This is a genomic window from Microbacterium sp. NPDC087665 (assembly GCF_044743285.1).
Classification (GTDB): domain Bacteria; phylum Actinomycetota; class Actinomycetes; order Actinomycetales; family Microbacteriaceae; genus Microbacterium.
The window spans coordinates 152,437-178,497 of record NZ_JBIUWD010000002.1; the positions used below are offsets into that span (position 1 = coordinate 152,437).

General features: G+C 68.7%; 25 protein-coding genes and 1 tRNA gene. 13 read left to right on the forward strand and 13 right to left on the reverse strand.

The features are described 5' to 3' along the window. Positions 1 to 4: 4 nt before the first annotated feature. Positions 5 to 1,423, reverse strand: a complete 1,419-nt coding sequence (gene lysA, locus ACIOSY_RS04260; RefSeq protein WP_400849535.1) for a diaminopimelate decarboxylase — start codon at positions 1,421 to 1,423, stop codon at positions 5 to 7. A 151-nt stretch (positions 1,424 to 1,574) separates the two neighbouring features. Between lysA and ACIOSY_RS04265 the strand changes: the two genes are divergently transcribed. Next, positions 1,575 to 2,618: a YihY/virulence factor BrkB family protein gene (locus tag ACIOSY_RS04265; RefSeq protein WP_400849538.1), complete on the forward strand. Its 1,044-nt coding sequence runs from the start codon at positions 1,575 to 1,577 to the stop codon at positions 2,616 to 2,618. 2 nt (positions 2,619 to 2,620) lie between these two features. On the opposite strand, the gene ACIOSY_RS04270 is transcribed toward ACIOSY_RS04265, so the two are convergent. Both ACIOSY_RS04270 and argS read right to left on the reverse strand, forming a co-directional pair. Further along, on the reverse strand, positions 2,621 to 3,475 hold the full coding sequence (locus ACIOSY_RS04270) for a DUF2993 domain-containing protein (RefSeq protein WP_400849541.1): 855 nt from the start codon (positions 3,473 to 3,475) through the stop codon (positions 2,621 to 2,623). Positions 3,476 to 3,516: 41 nt separating this feature from the next. Next, the gene (argS, locus tag ACIOSY_RS04275) at positions 3,517 to 5,181 is read right to left on the reverse strand and encodes an arginine--tRNA ligase (protein WP_400849544.1); all 1,665 of its coding nucleotides are present in this window, start codon (positions 5,179 to 5,181) and stop codon (positions 3,517 to 3,519) included. Between the two features lie 70 nt (positions 5,182 to 5,251). On the opposite strand from argS, the gene ACIOSY_RS04280 reads away from it, so the two are divergent. Both ACIOSY_RS04280 and ACIOSY_RS04285 read left to right on the forward strand, forming a co-directional pair. Then, on the forward strand, positions 5,252 to 6,058 hold the full coding sequence (locus ACIOSY_RS04280; RefSeq protein WP_400849547.1) for an SGNH/GDSL hydrolase family protein: 807 nt from the start codon (positions 5,252 to 5,254) through the stop codon (positions 6,056 to 6,058). Positions 6,059 to 6,074: 16 nt separating this feature from the next. Continuing rightward, a tRNA-Arg gene (locus tag ACIOSY_RS04285) sits at positions 6,075 to 6,147 on the forward strand. Positions 6,148 to 6,208: 61 nt separating this feature from the next. Here ACIOSY_RS04285 and ACIOSY_RS04290 read toward each other — a convergent pair. Beyond that, entirely contained in the window at positions 6,209 to 8,761 is a 2,553-nt protein-coding gene (locus tag ACIOSY_RS04290; RefSeq protein ID WP_400849550.1) for an ABC transporter, read from the reverse strand. A gap of 55 nt (positions 8,762 to 8,816) precedes the next feature. Further along, positions 8,817 to 10,442 carry a DHA2 family efflux MFS transporter permease subunit gene (locus ACIOSY_RS04295; protein ID WP_400849553.1) on the reverse strand — a complete coding sequence of 542 codons (1,626 nt, stop codon included), beginning with the start codon at positions 10,440 to 10,442 and terminating at the stop codon, positions 8,817 to 8,819. An 80-nt stretch (positions 10,443 to 10,522) separates the two neighbouring features. Between ACIOSY_RS04295 and ACIOSY_RS04300 the strand changes: the two genes are divergently transcribed. Next, positions 10,523 to 10,927, forward strand: coding sequence for a hypothetical protein (locus tag ACIOSY_RS04300; RefSeq protein WP_400849556.1), 405 nt, complete (start codon positions 10,523 to 10,525; stop codon positions 10,925 to 10,927). Here ACIOSY_RS04300 and ACIOSY_RS04305 read toward each other — a convergent pair. Next, positions 10,904 to 13,345, reverse strand: a complete 2,442-nt coding sequence (locus ACIOSY_RS04305) for an HAD-IC family P-type ATPase (protein ID WP_400849559.1) — start codon at positions 13,343 to 13,345, stop codon at positions 10,904 to 10,906. The genes ACIOSY_RS04300 and ACIOSY_RS04305 overlap by 24 nt on opposite strands. Positions 13,346 to 13,438: 93 nt before the next feature. On the opposite strand from ACIOSY_RS04305, the gene ACIOSY_RS04310 reads away from it, so the two are divergent. Genes ACIOSY_RS04310 through ACIOSY_RS04325 form a run of 4 tightly spaced genes read left to right on the forward strand, consistent with a single transcriptional unit; the run spans position 13,439 to position 15,576 of the window. Then, on the forward strand, positions 13,439 to 13,831 hold the full coding sequence (locus tag ACIOSY_RS04310) for a VOC family protein (protein ID WP_400849562.1): 393 nt from the start codon (positions 13,439 to 13,441) through the stop codon (positions 13,829 to 13,831). Between the two features lie 37 nt (positions 13,832 to 13,868). After that, positions 13,869 to 14,537, forward strand: coding sequence for a hypothetical protein (locus ACIOSY_RS04315; RefSeq protein ID WP_400849565.1), 669 nt, complete (start codon positions 13,869 to 13,871; stop codon positions 14,535 to 14,537). Then, positions 14,534 to 15,091: a hypothetical protein gene (locus ACIOSY_RS04320; protein WP_400849568.1), complete on the forward strand. Its 558-nt coding sequence runs from the start codon at positions 14,534 to 14,536 to the stop codon at positions 15,089 to 15,091. Before ACIOSY_RS04315 ends, ACIOSY_RS04320 begins: the two co-directional genes overlap by 4 nt. Continuing rightward, entirely contained in the window at positions 15,088 to 15,576 is a 489-nt protein-coding gene (locus ACIOSY_RS04325) for a hypothetical protein (RefSeq protein WP_400849571.1), read from the forward strand. The genes ACIOSY_RS04320 and ACIOSY_RS04325 overlap by 4 nt, the downstream gene beginning before the upstream one ends. Here the strand turns inward: ACIOSY_RS04325 and ACIOSY_RS04330 are convergent. From ACIOSY_RS04330 to treS, 3 genes are read right to left on the reverse strand one after another with little or no spacing between them, the layout of a single operon-like run. Continuing rightward, on the reverse strand, positions 15,460 to 16,728 hold the full coding sequence (locus tag ACIOSY_RS04330) for a hypothetical protein (RefSeq protein ID WP_400849574.1): 1,269 nt from the start codon (positions 16,726 to 16,728) through the stop codon (positions 15,460 to 15,462). The genes ACIOSY_RS04325 and ACIOSY_RS04330 overlap by 117 nt on opposite strands. Before the next feature lie 38 nt (positions 16,729 to 16,766). Beyond that, positions 16,767 to 18,224 (reverse strand): phosphotransferase, encoded by a 1,458-nt coding sequence (locus tag ACIOSY_RS04335; RefSeq protein ID WP_400849577.1) that lies wholly within the window; start codon positions 18,222 to 18,224, stop codon positions 16,767 to 16,769. After that, positions 18,221 to 19,990, reverse strand: coding sequence for a maltose alpha-D-glucosyltransferase (gene treS, locus ACIOSY_RS04340; protein WP_400849580.1), 1,770 nt, complete (start codon positions 19,988 to 19,990; stop codon positions 18,221 to 18,223). The genes ACIOSY_RS04335 and treS overlap by 4 nt, the downstream gene beginning before the upstream one ends. 126 nt (positions 19,991 to 20,116) lie before the next feature. Here treS and ACIOSY_RS04345 point away from each other — a divergent pair, with 126 nt between their 5' ends. The 5 genes from ACIOSY_RS04345 (at position 20,117) to ACIOSY_RS04365 (ending at position 23,081) form a co-directional block, all read left to right on the forward strand. Then, complete coding sequence (locus tag ACIOSY_RS04345) at positions 20,117 to 20,542, forward strand: GIY-YIG nuclease family protein (protein WP_400849585.1); 426 nt, start codon at positions 20,117 to 20,119, stop codon at positions 20,540 to 20,542. Positions 20,543 to 20,640: 98 nt separating this feature from the next. Then, complete coding sequence (locus tag ACIOSY_RS04350; protein ID WP_400849596.1) at positions 20,641 to 21,117, forward strand: MarR family winged helix-turn-helix transcriptional regulator; 477 nt, start codon at positions 20,641 to 20,643, stop codon at positions 21,115 to 21,117. Positions 21,118 to 21,138: 21 nt separating this feature from the next. Then, the gene (locus tag ACIOSY_RS04355; protein ID WP_400849599.1) at positions 21,139 to 21,561 is read left to right on the forward strand and encodes an organic hydroperoxide resistance protein; all 423 of its coding nucleotides are present in this window, start codon (positions 21,139 to 21,141) and stop codon (positions 21,559 to 21,561) included. Positions 21,562 to 21,580: 19 nt separating this feature from the next. Beyond that, on the forward strand, positions 21,581 to 22,558 hold the full coding sequence (locus ACIOSY_RS04360) for a zinc-binding dehydrogenase (protein WP_400849602.1): 978 nt from the start codon (positions 21,581 to 21,583) through the stop codon (positions 22,556 to 22,558). Positions 22,559 to 22,679: 121 nt separating this feature from the next. Beyond that, positions 22,680 to 23,081, forward strand: a complete 402-nt coding sequence (locus ACIOSY_RS04365) for a RidA family protein (RefSeq protein ID WP_400849605.1) — start codon at positions 22,680 to 22,682, stop codon at positions 23,079 to 23,081. A 6-nt stretch (positions 23,082 to 23,087) separates the two neighbouring features. On the opposite strand, the gene ACIOSY_RS04370 is transcribed toward ACIOSY_RS04365, so the two are convergent. Genes ACIOSY_RS04370 through ACIOSY_RS04385 form a run of 4 tightly spaced genes read right to left on the reverse strand, consistent with a single transcriptional unit; the run spans position 23,088 to position 25,970 of the window. Then, a complete protein-coding gene (locus tag ACIOSY_RS04370) occupies positions 23,088 to 23,480 on the reverse strand; it encodes a DUF1304 domain-containing protein (protein WP_400849609.1) in 393 nt (130 codons plus the stop codon). Positions 23,481 to 23,529: 49 nt separating this feature from the next. Then, complete coding sequence (locus ACIOSY_RS04375) at positions 23,530 to 24,363, reverse strand: CPBP family intramembrane glutamic endopeptidase (protein WP_400849612.1); 834 nt, start codon at positions 24,361 to 24,363, stop codon at positions 23,530 to 23,532. Then, positions 24,360 to 25,085: a tRNA (guanosine(46)-N7)-methyltransferase TrmB gene (trmB, locus tag ACIOSY_RS04380; protein WP_400849615.1), complete on the reverse strand. Its 726-nt coding sequence runs from the start codon at positions 25,083 to 25,085 to the stop codon at positions 24,360 to 24,362. The genes ACIOSY_RS04375 and trmB overlap by 4 nt, the downstream gene beginning before the upstream one ends. A 45-nt stretch (positions 25,086 to 25,130) precedes the next feature. After that, a complete protein-coding gene (locus ACIOSY_RS04385) occupies positions 25,131 to 25,970 on the reverse strand; it encodes a DUF3097 domain-containing protein (protein WP_400849618.1) in 840 nt (279 codons plus the stop codon). Between the last annotated feature and the right edge of the window lie 91 nt (positions 25,971 to 26,061).

Below are 26,061 nucleotides of genomic sequence, written 5' to 3' on the forward strand. Positions count from 1 at the left end.
TGGGTCATTTCGATGCCTCGGGGGCCTGCGCCCCGTCGATGCCCGCATCTCGGGCCAGCAGATCGTCGATGGTCTCGCCACGGACGATGACACGGGATCGACCGTCGCGCACGGCGACGACCGGCGGACGCGGCACGTGGTTGTAGTTGCTCGACAGCGACACGCAGTATGCGCCCGTGGTCGGGACGGCCAGCAGGTCTCCCGGGACGAGGTCTCCGGGGAGGTATTCGTGGTCGACGACGATGTCGCCGGACTCGCAGTGCTTGCCCACGACGCGGCTGAGCTGCGGCTCGCCCTCGCCGGTGCGCGAAGCGAGGCGTGCGGAGTACTGAACGCCGTAGAGCGCCGTTCGCGCGTTGTCGCTCATCCCGCCGTCGACGCTGATGTATCGGCGCACCGCACCGGACTCGATCGTGACGTCCTTCGTGGTGCCGACCTCGTAGAGAGTCACGCCGGCGGTACCGACGATCGCACGGCCGGGTTCGAACGACAGCGCCGGCACCGCGATGCCTCGCGCCGCGCATCCTTCTGCAACTGCCGAGACGATCTCTCCCGCCAACACCTCGATCGGCGTCGGGTCGTCGATGCGGGTGTAGGCGATGCCGAAGCCCCCACCGAGGTTGAGCTGCGGCACGGGGCCGTCGGCCAGGAGCTCGGCGTGCAGCTCGAGCACCCGCGACGCGGATTCGCGGAAGCCGGCGACGCCGAAGATCTGCGAACCGATGTGGCAGTGCAGCCCGGCGAACTCGAGGCCGGAAATCTCGCGGATGCGGGCGACGGCGATGGCGGCGTCCTCGAACGGGAATCCGAACTTCTGATCTTCGTGAGCGGTCGCGAGGAAGTCATGGGTCTCGGCGTGCACCCCGCTGATGACCCGCACGAGCACGCGCTGCACGGAATCGACACGGGCGGTGATCGCCGCGAGCCGCTCGATCTCGATCGCACTGTCGACGATGATCGTGCCGACACCGACCTCGACCGCTCGTTCGAGCTCTGCGGTCGACTTGTTGTTGCCGTGGAAACCGATCGACGCCGGAGCGACACCTGCGGCGAGGGCCACTTCGAGCTCTCCCCCGGTGCACACGTCGACGCGGAGCCCCTCGTCGACGACCCACCGGGCCACCGTCGCGCTGAGGAACGCCTTGCCCGCGTAGTACACCTGTGCGGTCGTGCCGTTGTCGGAAGCGGCCTGCTCGAAGGAGAGACGGAACGCCCGTGCACGCGAGCGCACCTCGTCTTCATCGAGCACCAGCAGAGGGGTGCCGTACGTGCGAACGAGGGCGGTGGCGGAGATACCGGCGAGGACCAGCGCGCCATCGGCGTCGCGGACGGCGCTGGCGGGCCAGACACCGGGCGCGAGATCATTCGCGTCGTCGGGAACGGCAAGCCACTCGGGCGCGAGCGAATCGGCAGCGGGAAGCAAGGAACACCAATCGTGGAGCGGAACTCGGGCGGGAAGACGCACATCGAGACTGCCCCCGATTCTAGGGCACCGTGCATGCCTCGACTGCCATGGTGACGCCCCTCCGCGCAACCCCTGTGCCGGTTGTCGCGGTGCCTCCTAGGGTGGGAGCGTGGATGCCTCACCGAAGCCCGAATCCCCTGCCCCCGCCGCGCCCGGGGTCATTCCCCGCACCATCGCTGCCGTGACACGCTGGGCACTGATCCGCAAGCCCGTGCGCGCGTTCCTGCTGTACAGCGAGCGCCGCGGGGCGATGCTCGCCGACAGCGTGACGTATCGCGCGCTGTTCAGCGTGTTCGCCGGTGTCCTCCTCGGGTTCTCGGTCGCGGCGCTGTGGCTGGCCGGCAACCCTCAGGCATGGAACGCGATCATCGACGCCGTGCAGTCCGTGGTCCCCGGTCTCATCGGCGAAGACGGCGTGATCGACCCGGCCGACCTGAAAGAGCCCGTGTCGCTCTCGATCGCCGGGATCATCTCCGTCGTGGCCCTGATCGGCGCGGCGCTCGGCGCCGTCGGCTCACTCCGCACCGCGGTGCGGGTGATCGCGGGAACCGCGCACAGCGACATCCTGTTCATCTGGGTGCTGCTGCGCAACCTCGCCCTCGCCGTCGGAATCGGAGCACTGTTCATCGCCGCCGCCGCGATCACGGTGGTCGGGCGCATCGGCGTCGAATGGTTCAGCGACCTCGTGGGACTCTCCGCCGACTCCCCGGTGGCGACGTGGAGCGTGCGCATCCTGTCGCTCCTGGTCGTCTTCGCCCTCGACGCCATACTGATCGTCGGTGTGTTCCTCATCCTCTCCGGCGTGCGTCCCGCCGCGCGTTCGCTGTGGAGCGGCGCCCTGCTCGGCGGCGTCGGTCTGCTCGTGCTGCAGGAGCTCTCGTCGCTCTTCGTCGGCGGCGCGACCAGCAATCCGCTGCTCGCCTCGTTCGCCTCACTCCTGGCACTGCTGATCTGGCTCAACCTGTCGGCGCAGGTCATGCTGATCGCCTGCGCGTACATCGTGACGGGTGAAGAGGAAGCACGCGACCGTGTGCGCGCTCGCTACGGCGCCACGACGTTCCCGCAGCGACGGATCCAGCGGGCCGAGATCGACGTCGAGATCGCGACGACGGAACTGCGCGAAGCGCAGAAGGCGGCGCGCGACGCGTCCTGAGGTCAGGAAGAGGGGCAGGTGCCCTTCTCGAGCAATGACTGGTCGGTCACGATCGCGCCGTTGACGTCGATGTCGATGACCGCTTCGGTGCCGTCGATCGCGAGTCCCGTGAGCGTGAGCCCCGCAGGCAGCTGATCGGCGATGCAGATGCGCTGCGGCTGCGTGAGGTTCGCCCCGAGCGACCCGAGACTCGCGCCGACCTCGGAGGCATCGATCTCGATACCGCCGACCGTGAGGCGCACCGGAGTCAGTTCGAGATCGCCGTCCGCGACACCCGGGGTGAGCGTCAACGAGATCGGCACGTCGAGGCCGAGCACCGTGACGGACCCGCTCACCGTGGCGTCGGGCTCTTCGAGCGTGACGGAATCGACGGGCAGATCGGTCGTCGCGAGCAGCGTCGTGAACTGATCCTGGTCGACGCGGATCGTACCGGCCGCACCGGCCAGGTCTCCCCCGCGCAGCGGAATCCCGTTCGCCGTCACATCGACGGCACCCGTGATTCCTTCCAGTGTGATGGCGTCGGTGCTCAGGTGCAGGCTGTCGAGGGTGCCACCGATGAGCTGCGGCAGCAGGATGCCCTCGGCCTCGACGTCGAGCTGCTGATCGCTGGGCAGATCGAGCTGCTCGATCACGAGAGAACGCACGACGCCCGGCAGGATCGCGCGTGCCAGGAACTCGGCAGCGACGACGAGGCCGGCCAGGATCACCACGACGATGAGCAGCACCCACGGCCACCGCCGCTTACGCGCGGTTCTCGTCGTCTCTCCCGCGTCGTTCGCGGACTCCCCGGGGATCACGAGCGTCGGATGCTCGGAGTCGGCGTCCGGGTACGGCAGCGTGTGGTTGTCGTCGCTCATGATGCCATCCTGCCCTACCGGCGGAAGCGGATCGCGTGCGATTACATACGCTCCGGTGCGGAGACGCCCAGCAGGTCGAGACCGTTGCGGAACACCTGCCCCGCGGCATCGTTCAGCCACAGGCGCGTGCGGTGCACGCTCTCGATCGGGTCGTCGCCCTGCGGAATCACACGGCAGTTGTCGTACCAGCGGTGGTACAGGCCCGCGAGCTCTTCGAGGTAGCGGGCGACGCGGTGCGGCTCGCGCACCTCGGCGGCGAAGGCGACGATGCGCGGGAACTCCTGGAGCGCGCCGAGCAGCGCACCTTCGGACTCGTGCGTCAGCGTCTCGGGTGCGAACTCCGAGCGGTCGACGCCGGAGTCCGCCGCGTTCCGGCTCACGTTGTGCGTGCGCGCGTGGGCGTACTGCACGTAGAAGACGGGGTTGTCGTTGGTGCGCTTCTGCAGCAGTTCGGGATCGAGCGCGAGCGGCGAATCGGCCGGCGAGCGTTCGAGCGAGTAGCGCAGCGCATCCGTTCCCAACCATTCGCGCAGGTCGTCCATCTCGATGATGTTGCCCGCGCGCTTGCTGAGCCGGGCTCCTCCGACCGAGACGAGCTGCCCGATGAGCACCTCGACGTTCTTCTCGGGGTCTTCGCCCGCCGCTCCCGCGATCGCCTTGAGGCGGTGCACGTAGCCGTGGTGGTCGGCGCCGAGAAGGTAGAGCTTGTACTCGAAGCCGCGGTCGCCCTTGTTGAGGTAGTACGCGGCATCGGCGGCGAAGTAGGTGTACTCGCCGTTGGAGCGACGGATCACGCGGTCCTTGTCGTCGCCGAAGTCGGTGGTGCGCACCCAGACGGCACCGTCTTCGTCGAAGACATGGCCCTGCTCGCGCAGACGGTCGACGGCCTGGTCGACCACGCTCATGCCCTCGGCGTTCTTCGCGTGCAGCGTGCGCTCCGAGAACCACACGTCGAAGTCGACGTTGAACTTCGACAGCGACTGCTTCTGCTCATCGAGCTGGAAGCCGTAGGCGAGTTCACGCGCCGCCTCGATCTGCTCGTCGGCGGGGAGCTCGAGGAGGTCGGGGCGCGCGGCGAGCACGCGGACGGCGAGATCGCCGATGTAGCTTCCGGCGTACCCGCCCTCGGGCGTCGGCTCGCCCTTCGCTGCGGCGAGCACGGACAGCGCGAAACGGTCCATCTGCGCACCGGCATCGTTGATGTAGTACTCCCGGGCGACCTGTGCGCCGGACGCGGCGAGCACGCGAGCGATCGCGTCTCCGAGTGCCGCCCAGCGGGTGTGCCCGATGTGCAGCGGCCCGGTGGGGTTGGCGCTCACGAACTCGATATTGATCGTGCGCCCGGCCTGCGTGTCGTTCCGGCCGTAGGCCGCGCCCGCGTCGACGATCGTCTTCGCGAGCGCGCCGGCGGCGGCGGCATCGAGACGGATGTTGATGAATCCGGGCCCGGCGACCTCGGCGCTCGCGATGCCGTCGACGGCGGCGAGGCCCTCGGCGATCTGCTGGGCGAGTTCGCGGGGGTTGGTGCCGAACGGCTTGGCCAGGCGCATCGCGATGTTCGAGGCCCAATCGCCGTGGTCGCGGTTGCGCGGACGCTCGAGCACGATGTCGGATGCCGTGAGCTCGAGGGGCTCGCCCGGGCGTCGCTCGTCCGCGAGAGGAACGAGGACGGAGAGGATGGCGTGGGCGAGGGTTTCAGGATTCATAGCCGTCCCAGTTTACGGCGCTGCGCGGTGTCGAATTTGCGCAGAGGCCTCTGTGACTTACCCTCATGCAATGACCGCAGCATCCGCCCCTCGTCGCCTGCGCCTCGCCGGCGTCGTCGCGGCGCTGGTCCTCGCCGTCGGCGCCGGTGTTCTCGGCGTGTGGCGTCCGTGGGCCCCGCTCCCCTCCGCCGCCCCCGTCGGGGCCGCAGAAGGCGAGCCCGCAGCGGCCGTCGCCCCGGTGCCGCTCGCCCTGCCCGAGCACCCCACCGTGCTCGTCTTCGGCGACTCCTGGACCTACGGTTCGGCCGCCACGATTCCGACCGAGGGCTACGCCTATCTGCTCGCCGATCTGATCGACGGCGAGACGATCGTGAACGGCGTGCGCGGGAGCGGCTACCTGAAGCCCGGGCTGGACGGCCCGGCATTCGGCGTGCGCATCGACGCACTCGACCCGACAATCACGCCCGACCTGATCATCGTGCAGGGCTCGATCAACGACCGTGAGCAGGGCGAAGCCGGCTATCGCGAAGCGGTGACCGCCGCATGGGATGCCATGGCGGCGAAGTACCCCGAGGCGACGATCGTGATCCTCGGGCCCGCGCCGCACGAACTCCCCGTCGGCGCCGGCACGGCACGCATCGACAGCGACCTCTCGGAGCTCGCAGCGGCGCGCGGATGGTGGTACATCTCCCCCATCGCCGAGGACTGGATCACCGAGCAGAACTACCTCGATCTCATCGACGTCGAGATCGGCCGCAAGCATCCGTCCAGCGCGGGCCACCGCTACCTCGCCGAGCACGTGGCCGCCGCGCTCGACGCGCTGCGCGGCGCACCCGTCACCGTGGCCGGCGGGTCGGAGACCACCCCCGAGCAGTGATATCGTCGTTCGGTACGCCTCCGTAGCTCAGTGGATAGAGCGCCGGTTTCCGGTACCGTAGGTCGCTGGTTCGATTCCAGTCGGGGGCACGCACACATGAAGAAGGACCGTCCGAGAGGGCGGTCCTTCTTCATTTCGCCGGGCGAACGCTCACCGGGCGAGGCGCGCCGCCAGGTACGGGGCTGTGCGGCTGGCGGGGTCGTGAGCGACCTCGTGCGGGGTTCCGGCGGCGACGATCCGTCCGCCCGCGTCGCCACCGGACGGACCGAGGTCGATGACCCAGTCGGCCGCCGCGACGACGTCCATCTCGTGCTCGACCACGACCACCGTGTTGCCGGCGTCGACGAGCGCCTGCAGCTGTGCCAGCAGACGCCGCACATCAGACGGATGCAGACCGGTCGTCGGCTCGTCGAGCAGGTACATGGTGTGGCCGCGTTGCACCCGCTGCAGCTCGGTCGCCAGCTTGATGCGCTGCGCTTCGCCACCCGACAGTTCCGTCGCGGGTTGACCGAGACGCAGGTAGCCGAGGCCGACGTCGAGCAGTGCGCGCAGGCTGCGTGCTGCCGCCGGTACGGACGCGAGGAAATCGGCCGCCTGCTCCACGGTCAGCGCCAGCACATCGGCGATCGTCTTGCCCTCGTACGTGACCTCGAGCGTCTCGGCGTTGTAGCGCGCTCCGTGGCAGGTGGGGCACCGGCCGTAACTCCCCGGAAGGAACAGCAGCTCGACCGACACGAACCCCTCACCCAGGCAGGTCTCGCAGCGTCCGCCGGCGACGTTGAACGAGAAGCGCCCGGCGGTGTAACCCCGCTCACGGGCGAGATCGGTGCGGGCGAAGGCGGCGCGCACCGCGTCGAACATGCCGGTGTAGGTCGCGAGGTTGGAGCGCGGCGTGCGGCCGATCGGCTTCTGGTCGACGCGCACCAGCCGGTCGATGTGCTCCAGGCCCGTGACCCGGCCCACGGTGAGGGTGTCGTCGTGCGCCCCGGGCACGGTCGCCTCGGCGATCCCCGCGTCACCGGATGTCGGGGCATCCTCGTCGCCCTCGTCGGGGCCGTCGCCGTCGTCCGCGCGCAGGTGATCGCGCACGACATCGCGCAGCACCCGGCTCACGAGCGTCGACTTGCCCGACCCTGACACACCGGTCACGGCGACGAAGGTGCCCAGCGGAACGGAGGCATCGACGTCGATGAGGTTGTGCACCGTGATGCCGTCGACCGCGAGCCACGCGGTCGGGCTGCGCACCCCCGCGCGGGCCGTGGAGGCCGCGTGCTGGTCGGGGAACAGGAACGGACGCGTGAGGGATGCCTCGACCGATGCGAGCCCCTCCACCTCGCCGCTGTAGAGCACGTGCCCGCCGCCTTCACCGGCCGCGGGTCCGACATCGACGATCCAGTCGGCGTGCCGCACGACATCCATGTTGTGCTCGACCACGAAGACCGAGTTGCCCGAACTCTTGAGCTGCTCCAAGACCTCCAGCAGCGGCTCCGCGTCTGCAGGATGCAGACCGGCGGACGGTTCGTCGAGAACGTACACGACGCCGAAGAGCCCCGATCGCAGTTGGGTCGCGAGTCGCAGGCGCTGCATCTCGCCGGGCGAGAGCGTGGTCGTGACACGGCCGAGCCCGAGGTAGCCGAGGCCGAGATCGGTGAGCACCGTGATGCGCGCCAGCAGGTCGGTGGTGAGTGCGACGGCGACGTCGGTGCGCTCACCCGAGAGGGTCGTCGGGAGCGCCGGTGCGGCGTCGGTGAGCAGCGTCGTGGGGCGCAGGACGTCGGCGAGCTCGGTCATCGGAAGGGCGTTGAGCTCGGCGATCGTGCGACCGGCGAAGGTCACCGCCAGCGCCTCCCGGCGAAGACCGGTGCCATGACAGAGAGGGCAGCGACCGGAGCGGACGAACTGCAGCACCTTCGCGCGCATCATCGGGCTCTTCGAGTCCGCGAGCGTGTGGAAGACGTACTTCTTGGCGCTCCAGAACATGCCGTTGTAGGGCTTCGCCACCCTGTCGCGTTGCGGGGTGATCTGCACGACCGGCTGTTCGTCGGTGAAGAGGAGCCAGTCCCGGTCGTCGCGATCGAGATCGCGCCACGGACGATCGACGTCGTAGCCGAGCGCGATCGTGATGTCGCGCAGGTTCTTGGCCTGCCACGCTCCCGGCCAGGCGGCGATCGCGCCGTCGCGGATGCTCAACGAGGGGTCGGGGACGAGCGAGTCCTCGGTGACGGTGTGCGAGACGCCGATTCCGTGGCACTCGGGGCACGCACCCGCCACGGTGTTGGGCGAGAACGCATCGGAGTCGAGCCGTGTCGTGAACCCTTCCGGGAAGGTCCCCGCCCGGGAGAAGAGCATGCGCAGCGAGTTCGACAGCGTGGTCACGGTGCCGACGCTCGACCGGGCGCTGGGCGCGCCGCGGCGCTGCTGCAGCGCGACGGCCGGCGGAAGGCCGGAGATCGACTCGACGTGCGGGTCGTGCCCCTGCTGGATCAGGCGTCGCGCGTACGGCGCGACCGACTCGAGGTACCGGCGCTGCGCCTCGGTGAAGATGGTGCCGAACGCCAGCGATGACTTGCCCGAGCCCGAGACACCCGTGAACGCGACGATGCTGTCTCTCGGGATGTCGACATCGACATTCCGGAGATTGTTCTCGTTCGCGCCGCGAACGCGGACGAAGGGGTCGGTCGCATGGTGCGGGGTGACGGGCATCATTCGAGCGTATCCTCCGCCTGCTGGGGCTTCGCCGGGCGTCCGAGCGGGCGCGTCACGAACGATCGGACGTGCGGTCGGGCTCCGGGCCCGCCGTCTCGTCGTCTGTACGCACTCGCGCGGACGCGCCGAGCGAGATCGTCGAGAGCAGCCCGAGGGCCAGGAACCCCGCGGCCGTCCATGCGGCGTATCGCGTGCCGTCGGAGAATGCGGCCTTGGCGTCGGCGGCCGCGTCGGCGGTCTCGGGGTTCGCCTCGAGTCCGCTGATGGCGGCGCCCGCGCTGTCGACCACCGCCGACACGATCTTGTCGCGCTGGTCGGCGGAGACACCGCGGTCGTCGAGGGTGGAGGCCAGGATGCCGGCAGTGCTCGTGAAAAGCACGGTGCCGAGCACGGCGACCCCGAGTGCGGCGCCGAGCTGCCTCGACGTGGACTGGGTTCCCGATGCCGCGCCACTGTCGGCGACGGGCACCTCGGCGAGCACGACGCCGGTGAGCTGCGCCGTCGCCAGTCCCACACCCAGCCCGTAGACGAAGAGGAACGGGATGAGCGGCCCCCACGAGGCTTCGGGTCCGATGAGGAAGCCGATGCCGGCGACGCCGACGATCTCCGCCGCGATCCCGACCCGCACGATCCAGACGGGCGCGATCTTGCCGCTCGAGGCGCCCGCCGCGCCACTGGCGACGAACGATCCGCCGGCGAGGGCGAGCAGTAGCAGGCCCGTCTGCAGCGCGTCGAAGCCCAGCACGAACTGGAGCCAGAGCGGAAGGGCCAGGATGATGCCGAACTCCCCCAGCGAGACCACGGCGGCTGCGATGTTCCCGTTGCGGAACGACGCGATCGAGAAGAGCCGCAGCGCGAGGAGGGTGGAGCGCCCGGCGCGTTCGCGGTGCACGCCCCACACGATGAAACCGACAAGGGAGACGAGAGCCAGCGCGAAGGCGAACGGGATCGGTGAGAGATCGTACGGCCACGTCCATCCGCCGATCTGCGGACGCTCGTCGACCAGCCACCAGCCGTAGGTGCGCCCCTCGATGAGCCCGAACACCAGGCTTCCCATGGTGACCACCGAGAGCACGGCCCCGACGACGTCGATGGCCTCGGTGCGTTCGCTGCGCGACTCGCGCACCGTCAGGAGCACTCCGATGACGATGATGATGCCGAGCGGGATGTTGATGCCGAACGCCCACCGCCACGAGAACGCCGTGGTCAGCCACCCTCCCAGCAGGGGCCCGACCGCGGCCATTCCTCCGATGGTCGATCCCCACACGGCGAAGGCGATCCCCCGCTCGCGACCGCGGAACGTGGCGTTGATGATCGACAGCGTGGTCGGCAGGATCATCGAGCCGCCCACGCCCTGCGCGAGGCGCGCGAGGATCAGCATCCCGCCATCTGGCGCGAACGAGGCGAGAACCGACGACGCCGCGAACACACCGACTCCGATGAGCATCAGCCGACGACGACCGAAGCGGTCCGCGAGGCTCCCGAAAACCAGCAGAAGGGCGGCGAAGACCAGCGTGTAGGCCTCCTGCACCCACTGCACCTCGGTCGAGGTGATCCCCAGATCGTCGACGATCGCCGGAATCGCGACGTTGACGATCGTCGAGTCGACGATGATCAGGGAGACGGCGATGCTGATGAAGACCAGCCCCACCCACCGCAAGCGGAGGTATCGATCCATGATGTCTAGCTTAGCTAGGTATTAGCCTGGCTTCTCGTTTTTCTCGATCCGGGTCGTTTCGCCCCTTGTACAGTGAGCGCGTGGATCCCGTGACCGAGCACCAGCCGCACAAGCGCCCCGTCGTCATCACCGTCGTCGGCATCCTGGTCGTCCTCAGCGGCCTGTCGAACGCCTTCCTCGGTCTCGTCGTGCTGCTCAGCCGTTACCGCGTGGATGCCGAAGACATGCTCGTCGTGTCACTCATCGGGTCGGCCGTCATCCTGTTCGGACTGCTCACCCTCGCGGTCGCGGCTGCGATCCGCCGCGGCAGTCGGCTCGCCCGCCTGCTGGTAACGATCTACCTCGGCGTGCAGCTCGTGTTGCACGCCGTCACGGCGATCACCACCGACTGGGATTGGGCGGTGTTCACGCAGGCCGTGCTCGAGATCCTGATCCTGGTGGCGCTGTGGGCGCCGCCCGGCTCACGCCACTTCGTCGATCGCTGACCATCGCGCCAGCACACGCCGGTGCACGACCCGCACGACCTCGATCGCGAGGATCGTGAGCACCGTGATGACCGCGATCACGTAGGCGGCATCCTCACCGGGATCGACGAGCTGGAAGAACGCGGTGCTCAGCGGCAGCGTGAACAGCGTCGCGAGGGCGACGAACATCGCTCCGACGACCAGCACCTTGAAGCGGTTGAGCGGGCGTGCGAGCACGGCGAGCACCCAGATGCCGACGATCGCCAGGATGATCGTCGACCCCGTGCGCAGCTGCGGCTCGGTGACCTCGAGCTCCATCGCGATGCGTGTGTAGACCGTCAGGGCGATGGCGATCAGCAGGCCGGCCGGGATCGCGAACGTCAGCGAACGACGTAGGAACCCCGGGACGTACCGCTGCACGTTGGGCATCAGGGCGAGGAAGAACGCGGGGATGCCGATCGTGAGCCCGTCGGTGATCGACAGCTGCCGGGGAAGGAAGGGGAACTCCAGCACCATGACTCCGAAGAGCACCGCGAGCGTCGTCGCGTAGACCGTCTTGGTGAGGAAGAGCATCGACACGCGTTCGATGTTCGCGATCACCTGACGCCCCTCCGCGACGACGTCCGGCAGGTGCGAGAACTGCCCGTCGAGAAGTACGAGGCGCGCCACTGCCTTCGTCGCGGGAGATCCGGAGTTCATCGCGATGCCGATGTCGGCGGTCTTGATCGCGAGTGCGTCGTTCACGCCGTCGCCCGTCATAGCGACGGTGTGGCCGCGCGCCTGCAGGGCCACGACCATCCGCTTCTTCTGCTCGGGGGTCACACGGCCGAAGACCGTCTGCGATTCGAGCACGTCACCGAGTTCGCCCTCGCCCTCAGGGAGCTGGCGGGCGTCGTAGCCCTCGTCGACGTCGAGCCCCACCTGCCGGGCGATCGCCGCGACCGTGCGCGGGTTGTCTCCCGAGATGACCCGCACCCCCACGCCCTGCGCACGGAAGTACGACAGCGTCTGCGCCGCATCGGCGCGCACCTTCTCGCTGAACGTGATCACGGCGACCGGCACGAGGCCCGTCGGCAGGGACTCCGTCTCCTGGGCGGCCGCCGAATACGGTTCTGCCGTGAATGCGAGCACGAGTGTGCGCAGCCCCTCGGCTGCGAGACGCGTCACGGCCTCCCCGACCTCGGTGCCGGCATCCGTCGCGACATCGCCGAGCACCATCTCGGGGGCGCCCAGCACCCACGTCTCGTCGACGCGATCGGCGAACGACAGCGCGCTCCACTTGCGTGCCGACGAGAACGACACGTACACGGATGCTTCGCGCTCCCCTAAGCCGGGGAAGGGAGCCCGCAGGCAGCGCGCCGTGGCATTGGCATCCGGCGCGTTCCCGAACCAGGACAGCGCATTTTGCCAGCCCTCGATGTTCGCATCGAGCTGCTCGAGATCGCGATAGGCGAGCTCGCCCTCGGTGAGCGTTCCCGTCTTGTCGAGGCAGATGATGTCGACGCGCGCGAGCCCTTCGACGGCGGGGAGTTCGTTGACGAGCACCTGCCGAGCCGCGAGCCGTGCCGCACCGACGGCGAACGCGATCGATGTCATCAGCACGAGCCCCAGCGGGATCATCGCGGTCAACGCCGAGATCGTGTTGACGATCGCCTGGGTCCAGGTGCCGCTCTCCCAGGCCGACACCCACCCGCCGGCCACCATCATCTGCGCGTTGAGCACCAGCAGTCCGATGGGTCCGATCCCCCACCCGACCCATTTCAGGACGCGATCGATCGAGGTGCGCAGCTCGGACGTGACGAGCGAGAACCGCTTGGCCTCGGCGGCGAATTTGTTCGCGTAGGAGTCCGCCCCGACACGGGTCGCACGCGCGATGCCCTCCCCTGCCACCACGATCGACCCCGACAGCGCCTCATCGCCGTCGGTCTTGTCGACGGCATCCGACTCCCCGGTCAGCATCGACTCGTCGATCTGCAGAGCCCGATGTTCGAGCACGACCGCGTCGGCGGTGACCTGGTCTCCCGCGCGGAGGATCAGGATGTCTCCCTGCACGACCTCGGCGGGCGCGATCTCGATCTCGTGCGAGTCCCGGCGCACGCGCGCACGGGGAGCGTTCAGCAGCGCGAGTCGATCGAGTGACGCCTTGGCCCGGAACTCCTGCCAGCATCCGATGATCGCGTTCCCGAAGGCCGCGAGACCGAAGAGTGCGTCCTGCCAGCGCCCGAGCAGGAGCAGCACCAGGAAGCACGCGCCGACGATGCCGTTGAAGAGCGTGAAGACGTTCGCTCGTACGATGTTCCATGCGCTGCGACTGGAATCACCCGCGAAGGCGTTCGTCTTGCCTGCGGCCGTCAGCGCTGCGACCCGCGCTGCCGTGAGCCCGCTCTGCCGGTCGGTGTCCGTGTCGCTCTCACTCTGCACCGCGGCTGTGCCCTCCATGGCCTCACTGTAGCGATGCGTCGACTCGCGGCACCAGGACGGATGGATCATGCTTCTCTGGACAGCACGCCCGCATGAGCGCATGCTGACAACATGACCGCCTTCCAGACAACGCACGCGTTCAGCGGATTCAGCGTCGACTCGATCGATGCCGCCCGCACGTTCTATGCCGACACGCTCGGCATGGATGTCTCGACCAATGCCATGGGGTTCCTCGATATCCGCCTGCCGCAGGGCGGTTCGATCCTCGTGTACGCGAAACCCGATCATTCCCCTGCGAGTTTCACGATCCTCAACTTCCCCGTCGACGACGTCGACGCAGCGGTCGATGAGCTCAACGCCCGCGGCGTCGTGACGAAGATCTACGACGACGAGCTCGGCACCGATGCCAAGGGCATTGCGCACGGCGGCCCCGGACGCGGACCGGATATCGCCTGGTTCCGTGATCCCGCCGGCAACGTCCTCTCGGTGCTCGCCGCAGGCTGAATCCGGCAGGTCCCGCCGCCGTCGATAGGCTGACGTCATGAGCGGGATGCGGGGGGCCGGCGACAGAGCTCGCAGCGCGACCGCCCATGCGGCGCGCACCGCGACGTCGCGGGCCGCCGTTCCGTTCTGGGTCGTCGCAGCCGCCGTCGTCGCCCTCGTCGCCGTGTTCGTCAGTTTCGGCGGGCTGGCCACCGCGACGAGCGAGCCCGCGCCGGTCGCGGTCGGCTCCGAAGCGCGCACGTCGCTCTATGCGGTGACCGTACTCGACGGCGAGCTGACGGATGCCGTCGAGGAGCAGTACCTCGAGGCCGAGCCGGGCGAGACTCTCCTGGTGCTGACCGTGGTGATCGAGAACCTGACCGATCACCCGATCGGCGTCGACTCCGCCGCCGATCGGGTCGAGGCTCGGCTGATCAGGGCGCGCGCGCCGATGCTGCAGGTGGCGCAAGCGACGTCGGCATTCTCGACGCGCGCGTGGCGGCCCGACGGCTCCTCGGGGCAGGTCGTTCTCCAGCCCGGAGTTCCCAGCGAGATCCGCATCGCCTGGTCGGTGCCCGATGATGCCTTCCCCGACGGCACAGCCCGTCTGGACGTCTTCGATGCCGTGGAGCAGGGCGGCCAGGTCATCCTCTCGTCGTCGACGATCTCCTGGCAGCGAAAGCAGCAGACCGCGCAGATCACAGTCGACCTGGCGGCTGCGGTATGAGGCGGTCGCTCCCCTGGATCTCCGGCATCGCGCTCGTCGCGGTCGCCGGCGTGGTCACGCTCGCGATTCCGTCCGACGACTCTCTGACGGATCCCATCCTCATCCGGGGCTCGACCGACGACGAACTCGCATCCCGCACCCTCCGCATCGCCGTTCAGGACTCCACCTTCGCCGACGAAGTCGCGGTGCCGGCCTCCGACTGGAGCGCCGAGGGCAACTGGCTCGTCATCACCGTCGAAGCGTCGGCCCCGCACACCGAGACCGGCGCCGCCATCAACCTGGCGACCCTCACCGTCGACGGGCGGGTGTTCCAGGCGAGCGAGCGACCATCGGACTCGCTCCTGCACACTCCGCTCCACGTCGGCACCGCACTCGTCGGCTCCCTGGCCTTCGAGCTGCCCGCCGATCTTCGTCACGGCACCGCCGAGCTGCGGCTAAGCCCGACGACTCCGACTCCCTTACTCGATGACGTCATCGTGATCACCCTGCCCCTCGACGACCTGCCCGCGACGTCGCAGGTCGATCTCATCGCTCCCGAATGGGCGACGCCATGACCTGGTGGCGTCGACAGCGCGTCGCGCTTCTCGCGCTGGTCCTCGCCGCGATCGCCGCGGTCGGAGTGCACCTGTGGCTGGACGCGCTGCCGATGGCGAATCGCACCTCGAAGGACATCACGACCGTCGAGAGCAGCGCCTCGATCGCCGGGCAGACGCTCACGCTCGGCGCTGTGCGCTGGGACGAGTTCGACGCGCCGTCGGGATCCCGAACCCTCAGCGTTCGCGTCGAGGCCGAGGGTGCGACGGATGCCGCATCGTGCGGGGTATTCACGCTCACGGAACAGGCGACAGGTCGGCTGTGGGAGAACGCCCGCGCCGATCTCGACGTGCCGTACGACGCCGGCGAGCGCTCGTGCCTCGAGGACTCAGGGCCCTATGAGATTCTCACGGTCTTCCTGCTCCCCGATGACGCCGAGGCGCCCTTCCTCTTCGACGTCCCCGACACCGATGGTGTGATCGCCCGATTCGTCGTCGTCCCCTGAGTCGGCGGCGTCGAGTCCCGCCTCCGGAATACCGATGACCGTGTCGAACGCGGTCGCGATGAGCGCGACGCGCAGGGGTTCGGCGATCGCGGCGACGGCGAGCAGCAGAAGGGGCAGGAAGGCGGCCCAGAACAGGGAGTCGTGACCGCCCACCGCCAGCAGGAGCCCGCGGGATGCCCAGTACTCCGCCAGGGCCCACAGGGCGTAGGCGAGCGCGAACACGCCGAACAGCAGCGGTCCACCGCGCCAGACGAGGGCGACGGCGGCCCAGAGACTCTCGAGACGCTGCAGAAGGGTGCGGGCCAGGGTGCCCAGGGCGCCCCGCAGAGCCGCGCGTCCGTTCCGGAAGGGAGCCGGCGAGGTGTCGAACTCGGTGCCGTAGATGACACCGGCGACGGTGAGCCACGCGGCGGGGACCAGCAGCACGGCGGCGACCAGCCCCACCAGCCACAGCACCGCCTCCCAGATGAACGCCACGGGCACGACGTATTGCGCGAACCAGTCTGCGATCCCTCCGAGCCACACCGTGCCCGCCCGGTCTGCGACCCACACGCGGGCGTCACCCCACCACTGCCCGATGAGGGTGAACAGCATGAACGTCCAGAGGACCTCGGCGTAGGCGGCGAGCGCGAGCGTCCCCGCCGATCGCCGTTGTCCTCGTCGCGCCAGCACGATTCGCACGACGAGGGCGATCACCAGGACCGCCACCGGCAGCACCCCGACCGAGATGAGTCCGCCGCGGTCGCCGAGCTGGTCGTAGTCGTAGCCCGCATCGCGGAGGGCGATTCCACTCGCTATCCGGAAGAACTCCGACTGGTCGGCATCGAGCATTCCCCAGGCGGCATAGAAAGCGAAGAAGGGAAGGATCGCGGCCAGGATCGCGCCGGCGAACACCCGGTAGCCTCCGTCGTCGTCTCTGGCGCTGTGCGGCAGAGACGGCTGCACGCTGAGGTACATCGCCACGTAGGAGACGAGCCGGGCGGCGACGGCGAGCGGCAGCAGCAGGAGGCCCCCAAGGGTGGTGTGCCCACCGACGAATCCTGCGAGCAGCACGAGCAGCTGGTGCACCGCCTCGCCGCCGAGGTACCAGGCTCCGAGCGCAGGCCAATGGGCGGCGAGGATGCGCCCGAAGGTTCGAAGGGCCTGAGCCATACCCCCACCGTATCGACTCGGGGCGCGACCCTGCGGCGCTAGACCTCTCCGAGGGCCGTGAGAGGGATCGCCACCCAGGTCGGCCGGTTGCGCTTCTCATACACGGCTTCGTACACCGCCTTGTCGGCGGCGTAGGCGTTGAGCAGGGTGCGGTTGTCGGCGAGGATGCTCTCCTCGTCGCCCGGTGACGCGGCATCCGCTCCCGCCGAATCCGTGCGGCAGAGAGCCGCGACGTACGCGTCGAGGAAGTGTCCGCGCGCCCGCTGCGACCACTCCCGGCCACTGGCGGCACGGAGATCGTCGTCGGTATCCACCGGCCCGTCAGCGGGAGCGGCGTGCGACATCTCGACGACTCCCGGCACGTAGTCGAAGGATCGGAGCATGCCCGCGACGTCACGCCAGGGCGAGTCGAGCAGCGACCGCTCGGCGAAGGGCCGGCCCGGCTCGCCTTCGAAGTCGACGATCCGCCACCCCTGCGCCGTGCGGAGTGTCTGTCCGAGATGCAGGTCACCGTGCACGCGCTGCACATCGAGGCCGGGGAGCGCGGCGACCCCGGTGTAGGCCAGCCGCAGTCGATCCTCGTAGGCGGAGAGCTCCGGCACGACGAGGAGGGCCCGGTCGAGGCGTTCGTTCATCGTGCGCGCCAGAGACGCGGCCGCACGTGGTCCCCGCCGTTCAACGGGGAACCGCTCGCGCAGCCGGGCGTGCACCTCTGCCACGGCGGTGCCCAGGCGCGACGCCTCACCGGCGAAGTCGCCCCCGGATTCGCTGATGCTCTGACCGGGCTCGGCGAGCAGAGTGCGCACGCTCCCCGTCGCGAGCTCGAATCCGTCGGAGGCGGTCCGCAGGAACTCCTGCATCATCGCCAACTGCACGACCTCGCCGTCGAGGTCGACCTCGACCCAGCCGTACAGGGCGGCGATGTACTCGGAGTGGCCCTGGGTCAGTTCCTCGTGTATCTCGATGTCGGGGTTGAGACCGGGACTCACCTTGCGGAAGACCTTCATGATGGCGGTGTCGTCGAAACGCACGGAGGAGTTGGACTGCTCCCCGGTGAGCGGCGAGGAGCGCAGCCCGGGATCGAGGGACTCCGTTCCGGGCACACGCCGGAAGCGCAGTCCCCCGCGCTCCGCGTGACCGGAGGTCTCCGCGGCGATGAGTCCCTCGAGCCAGAGCGCCATCGCATACCGGTCGTGCACCGCGTCGTAGAGGTGACGAACCCGGTCATCGTGCTCGACCGTGCCGATGTAGGCGTGCGCGATCGCATCCTGGGTGTCGTCGTAGTGAGCGAGCGGCACCTGGTACGTCTCGTGACCGCCCTCGTCGTCGGAGTAGTCCACCGTCACGAGCGTGACGAGCACATCCATGCTCGGCGAGTGGGAGGTCAGCTCCGCGATGGTCTGCACCCGCGAGACCTGGAACGGACGGCTCTTCCCGCCGAACCAGCGCGTGCGCACCAGGTAGTGCTCGAGGACGGCGGGGGCGATGCCGCTCATAGCAGCCCCCTCTCGTCGGCGTCTTCCGCCGGCTCCTGCAGCTGGAACCAGAAGAATCCGTGGCCGCCCAGGGTGAGCAGGTAGGGCAGCTCCCCCACCCTCGGGAACCGCACACCACCCACGAGCTCCACCGGGACCATCCCCTCGAAGCGCCGCAGGTCGAGTTCGACGGGCTGGGGGAACTGCGACAGGTTGTTGACGCACAGGATCACGTCGACGCTGCCGTCGTCGTTCGTGTGCTCACGGGTGTACGACAGCACGGCGGGGTTGGATCCGCCGAGGTCGTTGAAGCTCCCCAGTCCGAATGCCGGGTGCTTCTTGCGCGCCTGGATCATCAGGCGCGTCCAGTGCAGCAGCGACGAACGGTCTTCCTGCTGCGCCTCGACGTTGACCGCCAGGTAGCCGTACACCGGATCCTGCACCAGGGGCAGAGCGAGCTTGCCGGGGTTCGACGTCGAGAATCCGGCGTTGCGGTCCGAGGTCCACTGCATCGGCGTGCGCACGCCGTCGCGATCGCCGAGCCAGATGTTGTCGCCCATGCCGATCTCGTCGCCGTAGTAGAGCACGGGAGAGCCCGGCAGAGACAGCAGGAGTCCGGTGAAGAGCTCGATGCGGTCGATGTCGTTGTCGAGCAGCGGCGCGAGACGACGACGGATGCCGATGTTCGCCTTCATCCGCGGATCCTGCGCGTACTCGTTCCACATGTAGTCGCGGTCTTCGTCGGTGACCATCTCGAGCGTCAGCTCGTCGTGGTTGCGCAGGAAGATACCCCACTGGCACCCCGCCGGGATCGGCGGCGTCTCGGCGAGGATCTCGCTGATCGGATACCGCGATTCCCGACGCACCGCCATGAAGATGCGCGGCATGACCGGGAAGTGGAAGCACATGTGGCATTCGTCACCGCCCACCTCGGCGTCGCCGAAGTAGTCCACGACGTCTGCCGGCCACTGGTTCGCCTCGGCCAGCAGCACGCGCCCCGGATACTCCCTGTCGACGATACGGCGCACCTTGCGCAGGAACTCGTGCGTCTCGGGAAGGTTCTCGCCGTTGGTGCCCGGCCGCTCGTAGAGGTAGGGCACCGCATCGAGCCGGAATCCGTCGAGTCCCATGTCGAGCCAGAAGCGCATGGCGTCGATCATCGCCTCGTGCACCTTCGGGTTGTCGAAGTTGAGGTCGGGCTGGTGGGCGAAGAAGCGGTGCCAGAAGTACTGCTGGCGCACGGGGTCCCACGTCCAGTTGCTCGGCTCGGTGTCGACGAAGATGATGCGGGCGTCCTCGTAGAGGTCGTCAGTGTCGCTCCACACGTAGAAGTCGCCGTAAGGACCCTCCGGGTCGTTGCGCGAGGCCTGGAACCACGGATGCTCGTCGCTGGTGTGATTCATGACGAAGTCGATGATCACGCGCATGTCGCGGGCGTGCGCGGCATCCAGGAACTCCTGGAAGTCCGCCGTCGTGCCGAGGTCGGACTGCACCCCCGTGTAGTCGGCCACGTCGTATCCTCCGTCCCGCAAGGGCGACGGGAAGAACGGCGGGATCCACAGGCAGTCCACGCCGAGCCAGTGCAGGTAGTCGAGCTTGTCGATCAGTCCCCGGAAATCGCCCGACCCATCGCCGTCGCCGTCCTTGAACGAGCGCACGAGCACTTCGTAGAACACGGCCGTCTTGAACCACTCCGGCTCGGGACTCCCCGGTGTATCCGGGAAGGGCTCCTGAGTCAGGATGGGGATGGATGCCGTCGGCGGCGCCGATTCTGCAGCAGAGCTCATGCGGTTCTCCCAGTGCGGACCATGCGCCCAACTTGTCACATGAGCGGGCCCGCGCGTCACCCCTTGCGCCCACGGACGGGGAAGGTGTAACCGAGGACTGTCGGTGCCCCCGCCTATCGTCGAGCCATGCCGACACCGCGTACTCTCCCGGGGCCGTGCCACCTCTGCGGCAGTGTGTCCGGCATCCGCACCGGCGGTACGTGGGAGTGCGCGACGTGCGGGTGGCGCTACGGCGACGTGCCCGACGACGACCTGCCGCGTCCTCGCATCGACGTCGTGTACTACCTCCGTTACGACCGACGGGTGAAGATCGGCACGAGCATGCGCCCGCGTCAGCGGCTCGCGAGCATCCGCCACGATGAACTCCTCGCGTTCGAGCGCGGCGACCGCACGGTGGAGCGGCGACGGCACCTGGAGTTCGCCGAGGCACGCGAGGGCGGCGAGTGGTTCACGCTGACTGCGCCGTTGCGCGCGCATATCGCCGGGCTGTCGTCCGGCGGTTCTCCCTGGGAGCTCTACGCCCGCTGGCTGAGCGAGGCGCTGCGCCCGTGAGGTTCGACGGCGCTGCTATCCAGCGTCTTCACGTCCGTCGGTGGTGCATCAGTGAAGATTCAATTGTGCACAATCTAATCGCGTGCAATACTTAATGTATGGCCGTGACAGACGAGATGGTGTGCTTCTCCCTCTACTCCGCCGCGCGCGCCACCACCCAGGCCTACCGGGCCTTGCTCGCCCCGTGGGGGCTCACCTACCCGCAGTACCTGGTCCTGGCGATCCTCTGGCACGAGGGCGAGCAGACGATCGGTTCGCTCGGCGACGAGATGCAGCTCGACTCGGGCACGCTCTCCCCGCTCGTGCGCAGGCTGGAACAGGTGGGTCTCGTCACGAAGGCCCGCAGCACGCACGATGAGCGGGTCGTCACCGTGCAGCTCACGCCCGAGGGCCAGGCGCTCCGGTCGGAGCTCGCGAAGATCCCCGCGCAGATCGCTCAGCTCTCCGGCATCCGCGACGATGCGCACCGACGTCGACTGATCGCCGAACTCCACGAACTGACCGGCCTGCTTCAGGCCGCGAACACGACCACGTCGTCGGCGCCCTCGGGCGCACGATCGACGTCGATCGACTGACAACCCGGAAGGAACCCATTCATGGAAGCTCTCTACACCGCAGAGGCCGTCGCCACCGGCGCAGGCCGTAACGGACACGTCGCCACCGACGACCGCCGCGTCGAGTTCGACCTCGCGATTCCCAAGGCGATGGGCGGAAGCGGTGACGGCGCGAACCCCGAGCAGTTGTTCGCCGCGGGATACGCCGCGTGCTTCCACTCCGCACTGCAGTCCGTCGCCCGCGCCCAGAAGGTCAGCATCGCCGATTCGTCCGTGGGCGCTCGCGTGCACATCGGATCGAACGGCAACGGCGGGTTCGGCCTGGCCGTCGAGCTCGAAGTGGTCATCCCGGACGTCCCGCACGAGCAGGCCCAGGCGCTGGCGGATGCCGCCCACCAGGTGTGCCCGTACTCGAACGCGACGCGCGGCAACATCGACGTCACGATCACCGTCTCCGATGACTGAGACCCGAGAGGACTCCCGCATGCGTGCACTCATCCACCCCACATTCGGCGAAGCCGACGAGGTCCTCGCGATCGAAGAGCGCCCCGTTCCGCAGCCCGGCCCGGGTCAGGTGCGGCTCCGCGTCGTCCTGTCCCCCATCCACAACCACGATCTGTGGACGGTGCGCGGCACGTACGGCTTCAAGCCCGAGCTTCCCGCGGCGTCCGGCACCGAGGCGCTCGGCATCGTCGACGCACTCGGCGAGGGCGTCGAGCACCTCAGCGTCGGTCAGCGCGTGGCGACAGGTGGCACCTTCGGCGCCTGGGCCGAATACATCGTCGCGAACGCCGCCGGACTCATCCCGGTGCCGGACGGGCTTCCCGACGAGAGCGCGGCACAGCTCGTGTCGATGCCGTTCAGCACGATCAGCCTGCTGCGTTTCCTCGACGTGAACGAGGGCGACTGGATCGTGCAGAACGCCGCGAACGGCGCCGTCGGACGCATGCTCGCGCAGCTCGGCGCTGCTCGCGGAGTCAACGTTCTCGGGCTCGTGCGGCGCGCAGAAGGAGTCGACGAGCTCCGCGCGCAGGGCATCGAGAACATCATCGCCACGGATCACCCGGACTGGCGCGAGCAGGCCGCACGCCTGACGGGCGGCGCGCCCATCGTCGCTGGCGTCGACTCGGTCGGCGGCTCCGCATCGGGCGACGTGCTCTCGCTGCTCGCCGAGGGCGGGACTCTGGTCGCTTTCGGCGCGATGAACTCCCCCGTCATGGAGATCGCATCGGGCGATGTCATCTTCAAGCAGGCGACGGTGAAAGGCTTCTGGGGCAGCAAGGTCATCCAGACGATGGATGCTGCCGTCCGCACGTCGCTGTTCGGCGAGCTCATCCAGCGGGTCGGCGACGGCACGCTCACCCTGCCCGTCGCCGGTGTGTTCGACGCCGCTGACGTTGCGGACGCCGTGCGCCTGAGCAACTCGCCCGGTCGCGTCGGCAAGGTGCTGCTCCGGTTCTGAGCATCACGAACCGCGCAGAGAGGGCCGTCCCGTCGGGGCGGCCCTCTCTGCATCCCTCGACGACGCACCCCTCGACAACGCACCCCTCGACAATGTCGGCGGCCGGGCGCAGAGTGCTGTCATGGACATCACACTCATGCAGCCCGCCGGTCTCGTCGTCAGTCCCGCGTTCAGTCATGTCGCCGTCGTTCTTCCCGGGGCCACGACGATCTACGTGGGCGGTCAGAACGGTGTCGACGAGGTCGGGAAGATCGTCTCCGACGATGCCGGCGAACAATCGCTTCGCGCCGTCGAGAACGCGCGCGTCGCTCTCGACGCGGCCGGCGCGACCCTCGACGACGTCATCAGCTGGACGGTCCTGATCCACCAGGATGCCGACCTCCGGGCGGCCTACGGCGCGGTGGCGTCGAAGCTCGCCCGCGACGGAGCGCCGCCCCTCGTGACCGCAGCGATCGTCGCCGGTCTCGGGGTTCAGGGCGCGCTGATCGAGGTCAGCGCCGTGGCCGCCGTCGTGCGCGACTGACGCCGGTCAGCCGATCGCGACGGCGATCGCCGTGACGACCACGGCGAGCAGCGGGAGGGTGCCCTGCATCGCGGCCGCACGAGCCTTCGTGCGGTCGGCGAGCACGAGCACGAGCGCGGCGGCGAGCATCATGCCCGTCCCGGCGAACACCAGGGTGAGGCCGATCGTGGTGAACCCGAACATGGCGAAGCCGATGCCGAAGAGCGTCGTCAGCGCGAGGAAGAGGTTGTAGAAGCCCTGGTTGAAGGCGAGCTGCTTCATCGTGATGGCATCCGCCTCGCTGGCGACGCCGAAGATCTTGCGGGTTTCGGGCTCGGTCCACTTCAGCGACTCGAGGGCGAAGATGAAGACGTGGAAGGCGGCAGCAGCAGCTGCGAGGACGAGACCGGCGATGAGCATCCTCTGATTCTCCTGCTCCGATGCCCTCGGCAGCAAACCCCCCGACGGCTCAGACCAGGAAGATCGGCAGCAACCCCGGATTGTGCGCGTGCACGAGCACGCCGAACACGACGGCGTCGAACAGCAGATGCACGGTGACCACATAGGCGAGCGAGTGCGTGCGCAGGAAGATGAATCCCTGCAGCAGGGCGAACGGGATCGTCAGCAGCGGCCCCCACTCGCGGTAGCCGAGCTCCCAGAGGAACGACACGAACACGATCGACTGCAGCACGTTCGCGAGCGCATCCGGAAAATGCCGACGCAGCAGCGCGAACACCGTGCAGATGAAGAACAGCTCGTCCCAGATGCCGACCGCTCCCACGCCGACGAAGAGCCGCGCGATGAGATCGGGCGTATCGACGACGGGCCAGTTCTGATAGACGCCGCTCGTGATGAAGTAGAACGGCAAAATGAGCCAGCCGAGCACGAGCACGGCGGCGAGCCACCCCCACTGCAGGCGACCCCAGCGGCGATGCGCCCGCCAGGGGAACGAGATCGCACGATCACGGTAGAGGAAGCGGGAGACCACATAGGGCACCGCGACGGCGCCGCCCAGCGCGAGTGTGAAGCGCAGCATCGCCATGTTGTCGAGCTCGGCCGCCAGCGGAATGACACTGACGATGAGAAGACCCAGTGCGATCAGCGAGAGGTCGCGGGTCAGAGACGGAGCGGATGCCGTCACCCGGCCCCGCTCGATCCACCATGCGACCCCGATGCCCAGGGCGAGCAGCAGCCATCCGAGCCACGCGATCTGCAGCACGAAGAATGCGGGCGCCGCGGCGCAGACGAGCACGGCAGGGGCGATGCCCGGCCAGACCGTGGCCGCGGCCCGCACGTCGGTCACGCGCGGGACCGCCGTCGGTAGACCAGGTCGCGGATCTCCCGGCCCTTCGCGATTCCCTTGCGCTCGAAGGCCGTCATGACGCGACCGTCGAACCGCTCGCCCCACTCCCCCTCGAACGCTCTCTCGAAGAGCGGCTCGGCGTCGAGCACGTCGCGCATCTGCAGCGCGTAGTCCTCCCAGTCGGTCGCGAGGCGCAGAAGTCCGCCGTCGACGAGCGCCCGGGCGGCGTTGTCGGCGAAGCCCGCCCGCACGAGGCGGCGTTTGGTGTGCTTCTTCTTGTGCCAGGGATCGGGGAAGAATATCCACGCCTCGCTGACCGCACCTTCCGGCAGGAACGATGACAGCACCTCGGGGGCATTCGCCTCGACCACCCGCAGGTTCTTCGCACCTTCACGGTCCGCGTCGAGCATCGTGCGGGCCAGACCGGCGCGGAACACCTCGACGGCGAGGAAATCGTGATCGGGGCGAGCCGTCGCGGCCGCCACGATCGCATGCCCCTGGCCCGATCCGATCTCGACGATCAGGTCGGCGTCGCGACCGTACTCGGCGGCGACGTCGAGACGCGCCTCGGGGTGCACCGATGTCGACGCGACGCCGCGGACCACGTCGAGCAGGTAGTGCGGAGCGAGATCGATGAAGGCGCGCTCCTGCGCCTCCGACATCCGGCCGCTGCGGCGCACGAACGACACCGGTTCGTCACGGAAAGTGCGGGGTTCTGACATGGTTCCAGGGTAGTCGGGGCACCCGGCCCGTGCGCGCCGCGCGGGTCAGGCCGAGGGAGCCGTCACGAAGTCGATGAGTTCCTCGACCCGACCGAGCAGCGCGGGCTCGAGGTCGCGGAAGCTGTGCACCTTGCTCAGGATGTGCTGCCACGCCCTGGCCGTATCGGCCTGCGTCTCGTGCGGCCAGCCGAAGGCGCGGCAGATTCCCGTCTTCCAGTCCGTTCCGCGAGGGATCTCCGGCCACCGCGCGATGCCCAGCGCCTGCGGGGTGACGCACTGCCAGACGTCGACGAACGGATGCCCGACGATGCGCACATGGCGACCGTGCGGACCCCGGGCGACGGCATCCGCGATGCGCGATTCCTTCGATCCGGGCACGAGGTGATCGACGAGCACGCCGTAGCGACGCTGCGCATTCGGCGGCTCCGCGGCGAGCAGGTCGTCGAGCAGGTCGACGCCCTGCAAGAACTCGACCACGACGCCTTCCACACGAAGGTCGGCACCCCACACCTTCTCGACGAGTTCGGCGTCGTGCTTGCCCTCGACCAGGATGCGGCTGGGCAGCGCGACGCGGGCGCGCTGGTCGGCGACGGCGAAAGAGCCGGATGCCGTGCGCCGGGGCCCCTGGGCCTTGGGTGCCGGAACGGTGAGCCGAACCGCCTCGCCGTCGATCAGGAATCCGCCACCCAGGGGAAACAGACGCTTGCGCCCGAGGCGGTCCTCGAGTTCGACGTTGCCACCCTGCACGCGTGTCACGGCGCCGCAGAATCCGTCACCCGCGACCTCGACGACGAGGTCGAGCTCGGCGGGCACCTGTGGCACCGGCTTCGCCGCGCGCTCTCGCCATCCCGCCGCGAGCACGTCCGATCCGTACCTGTCTTCCATGCCCTCCAGCGTATGCGTCTCCGCTACGGGCGAACGGCGATCCGGCTCCGATTGCTGTCGCGTGTCGGGGACTGTGAATAGACTCGGCACA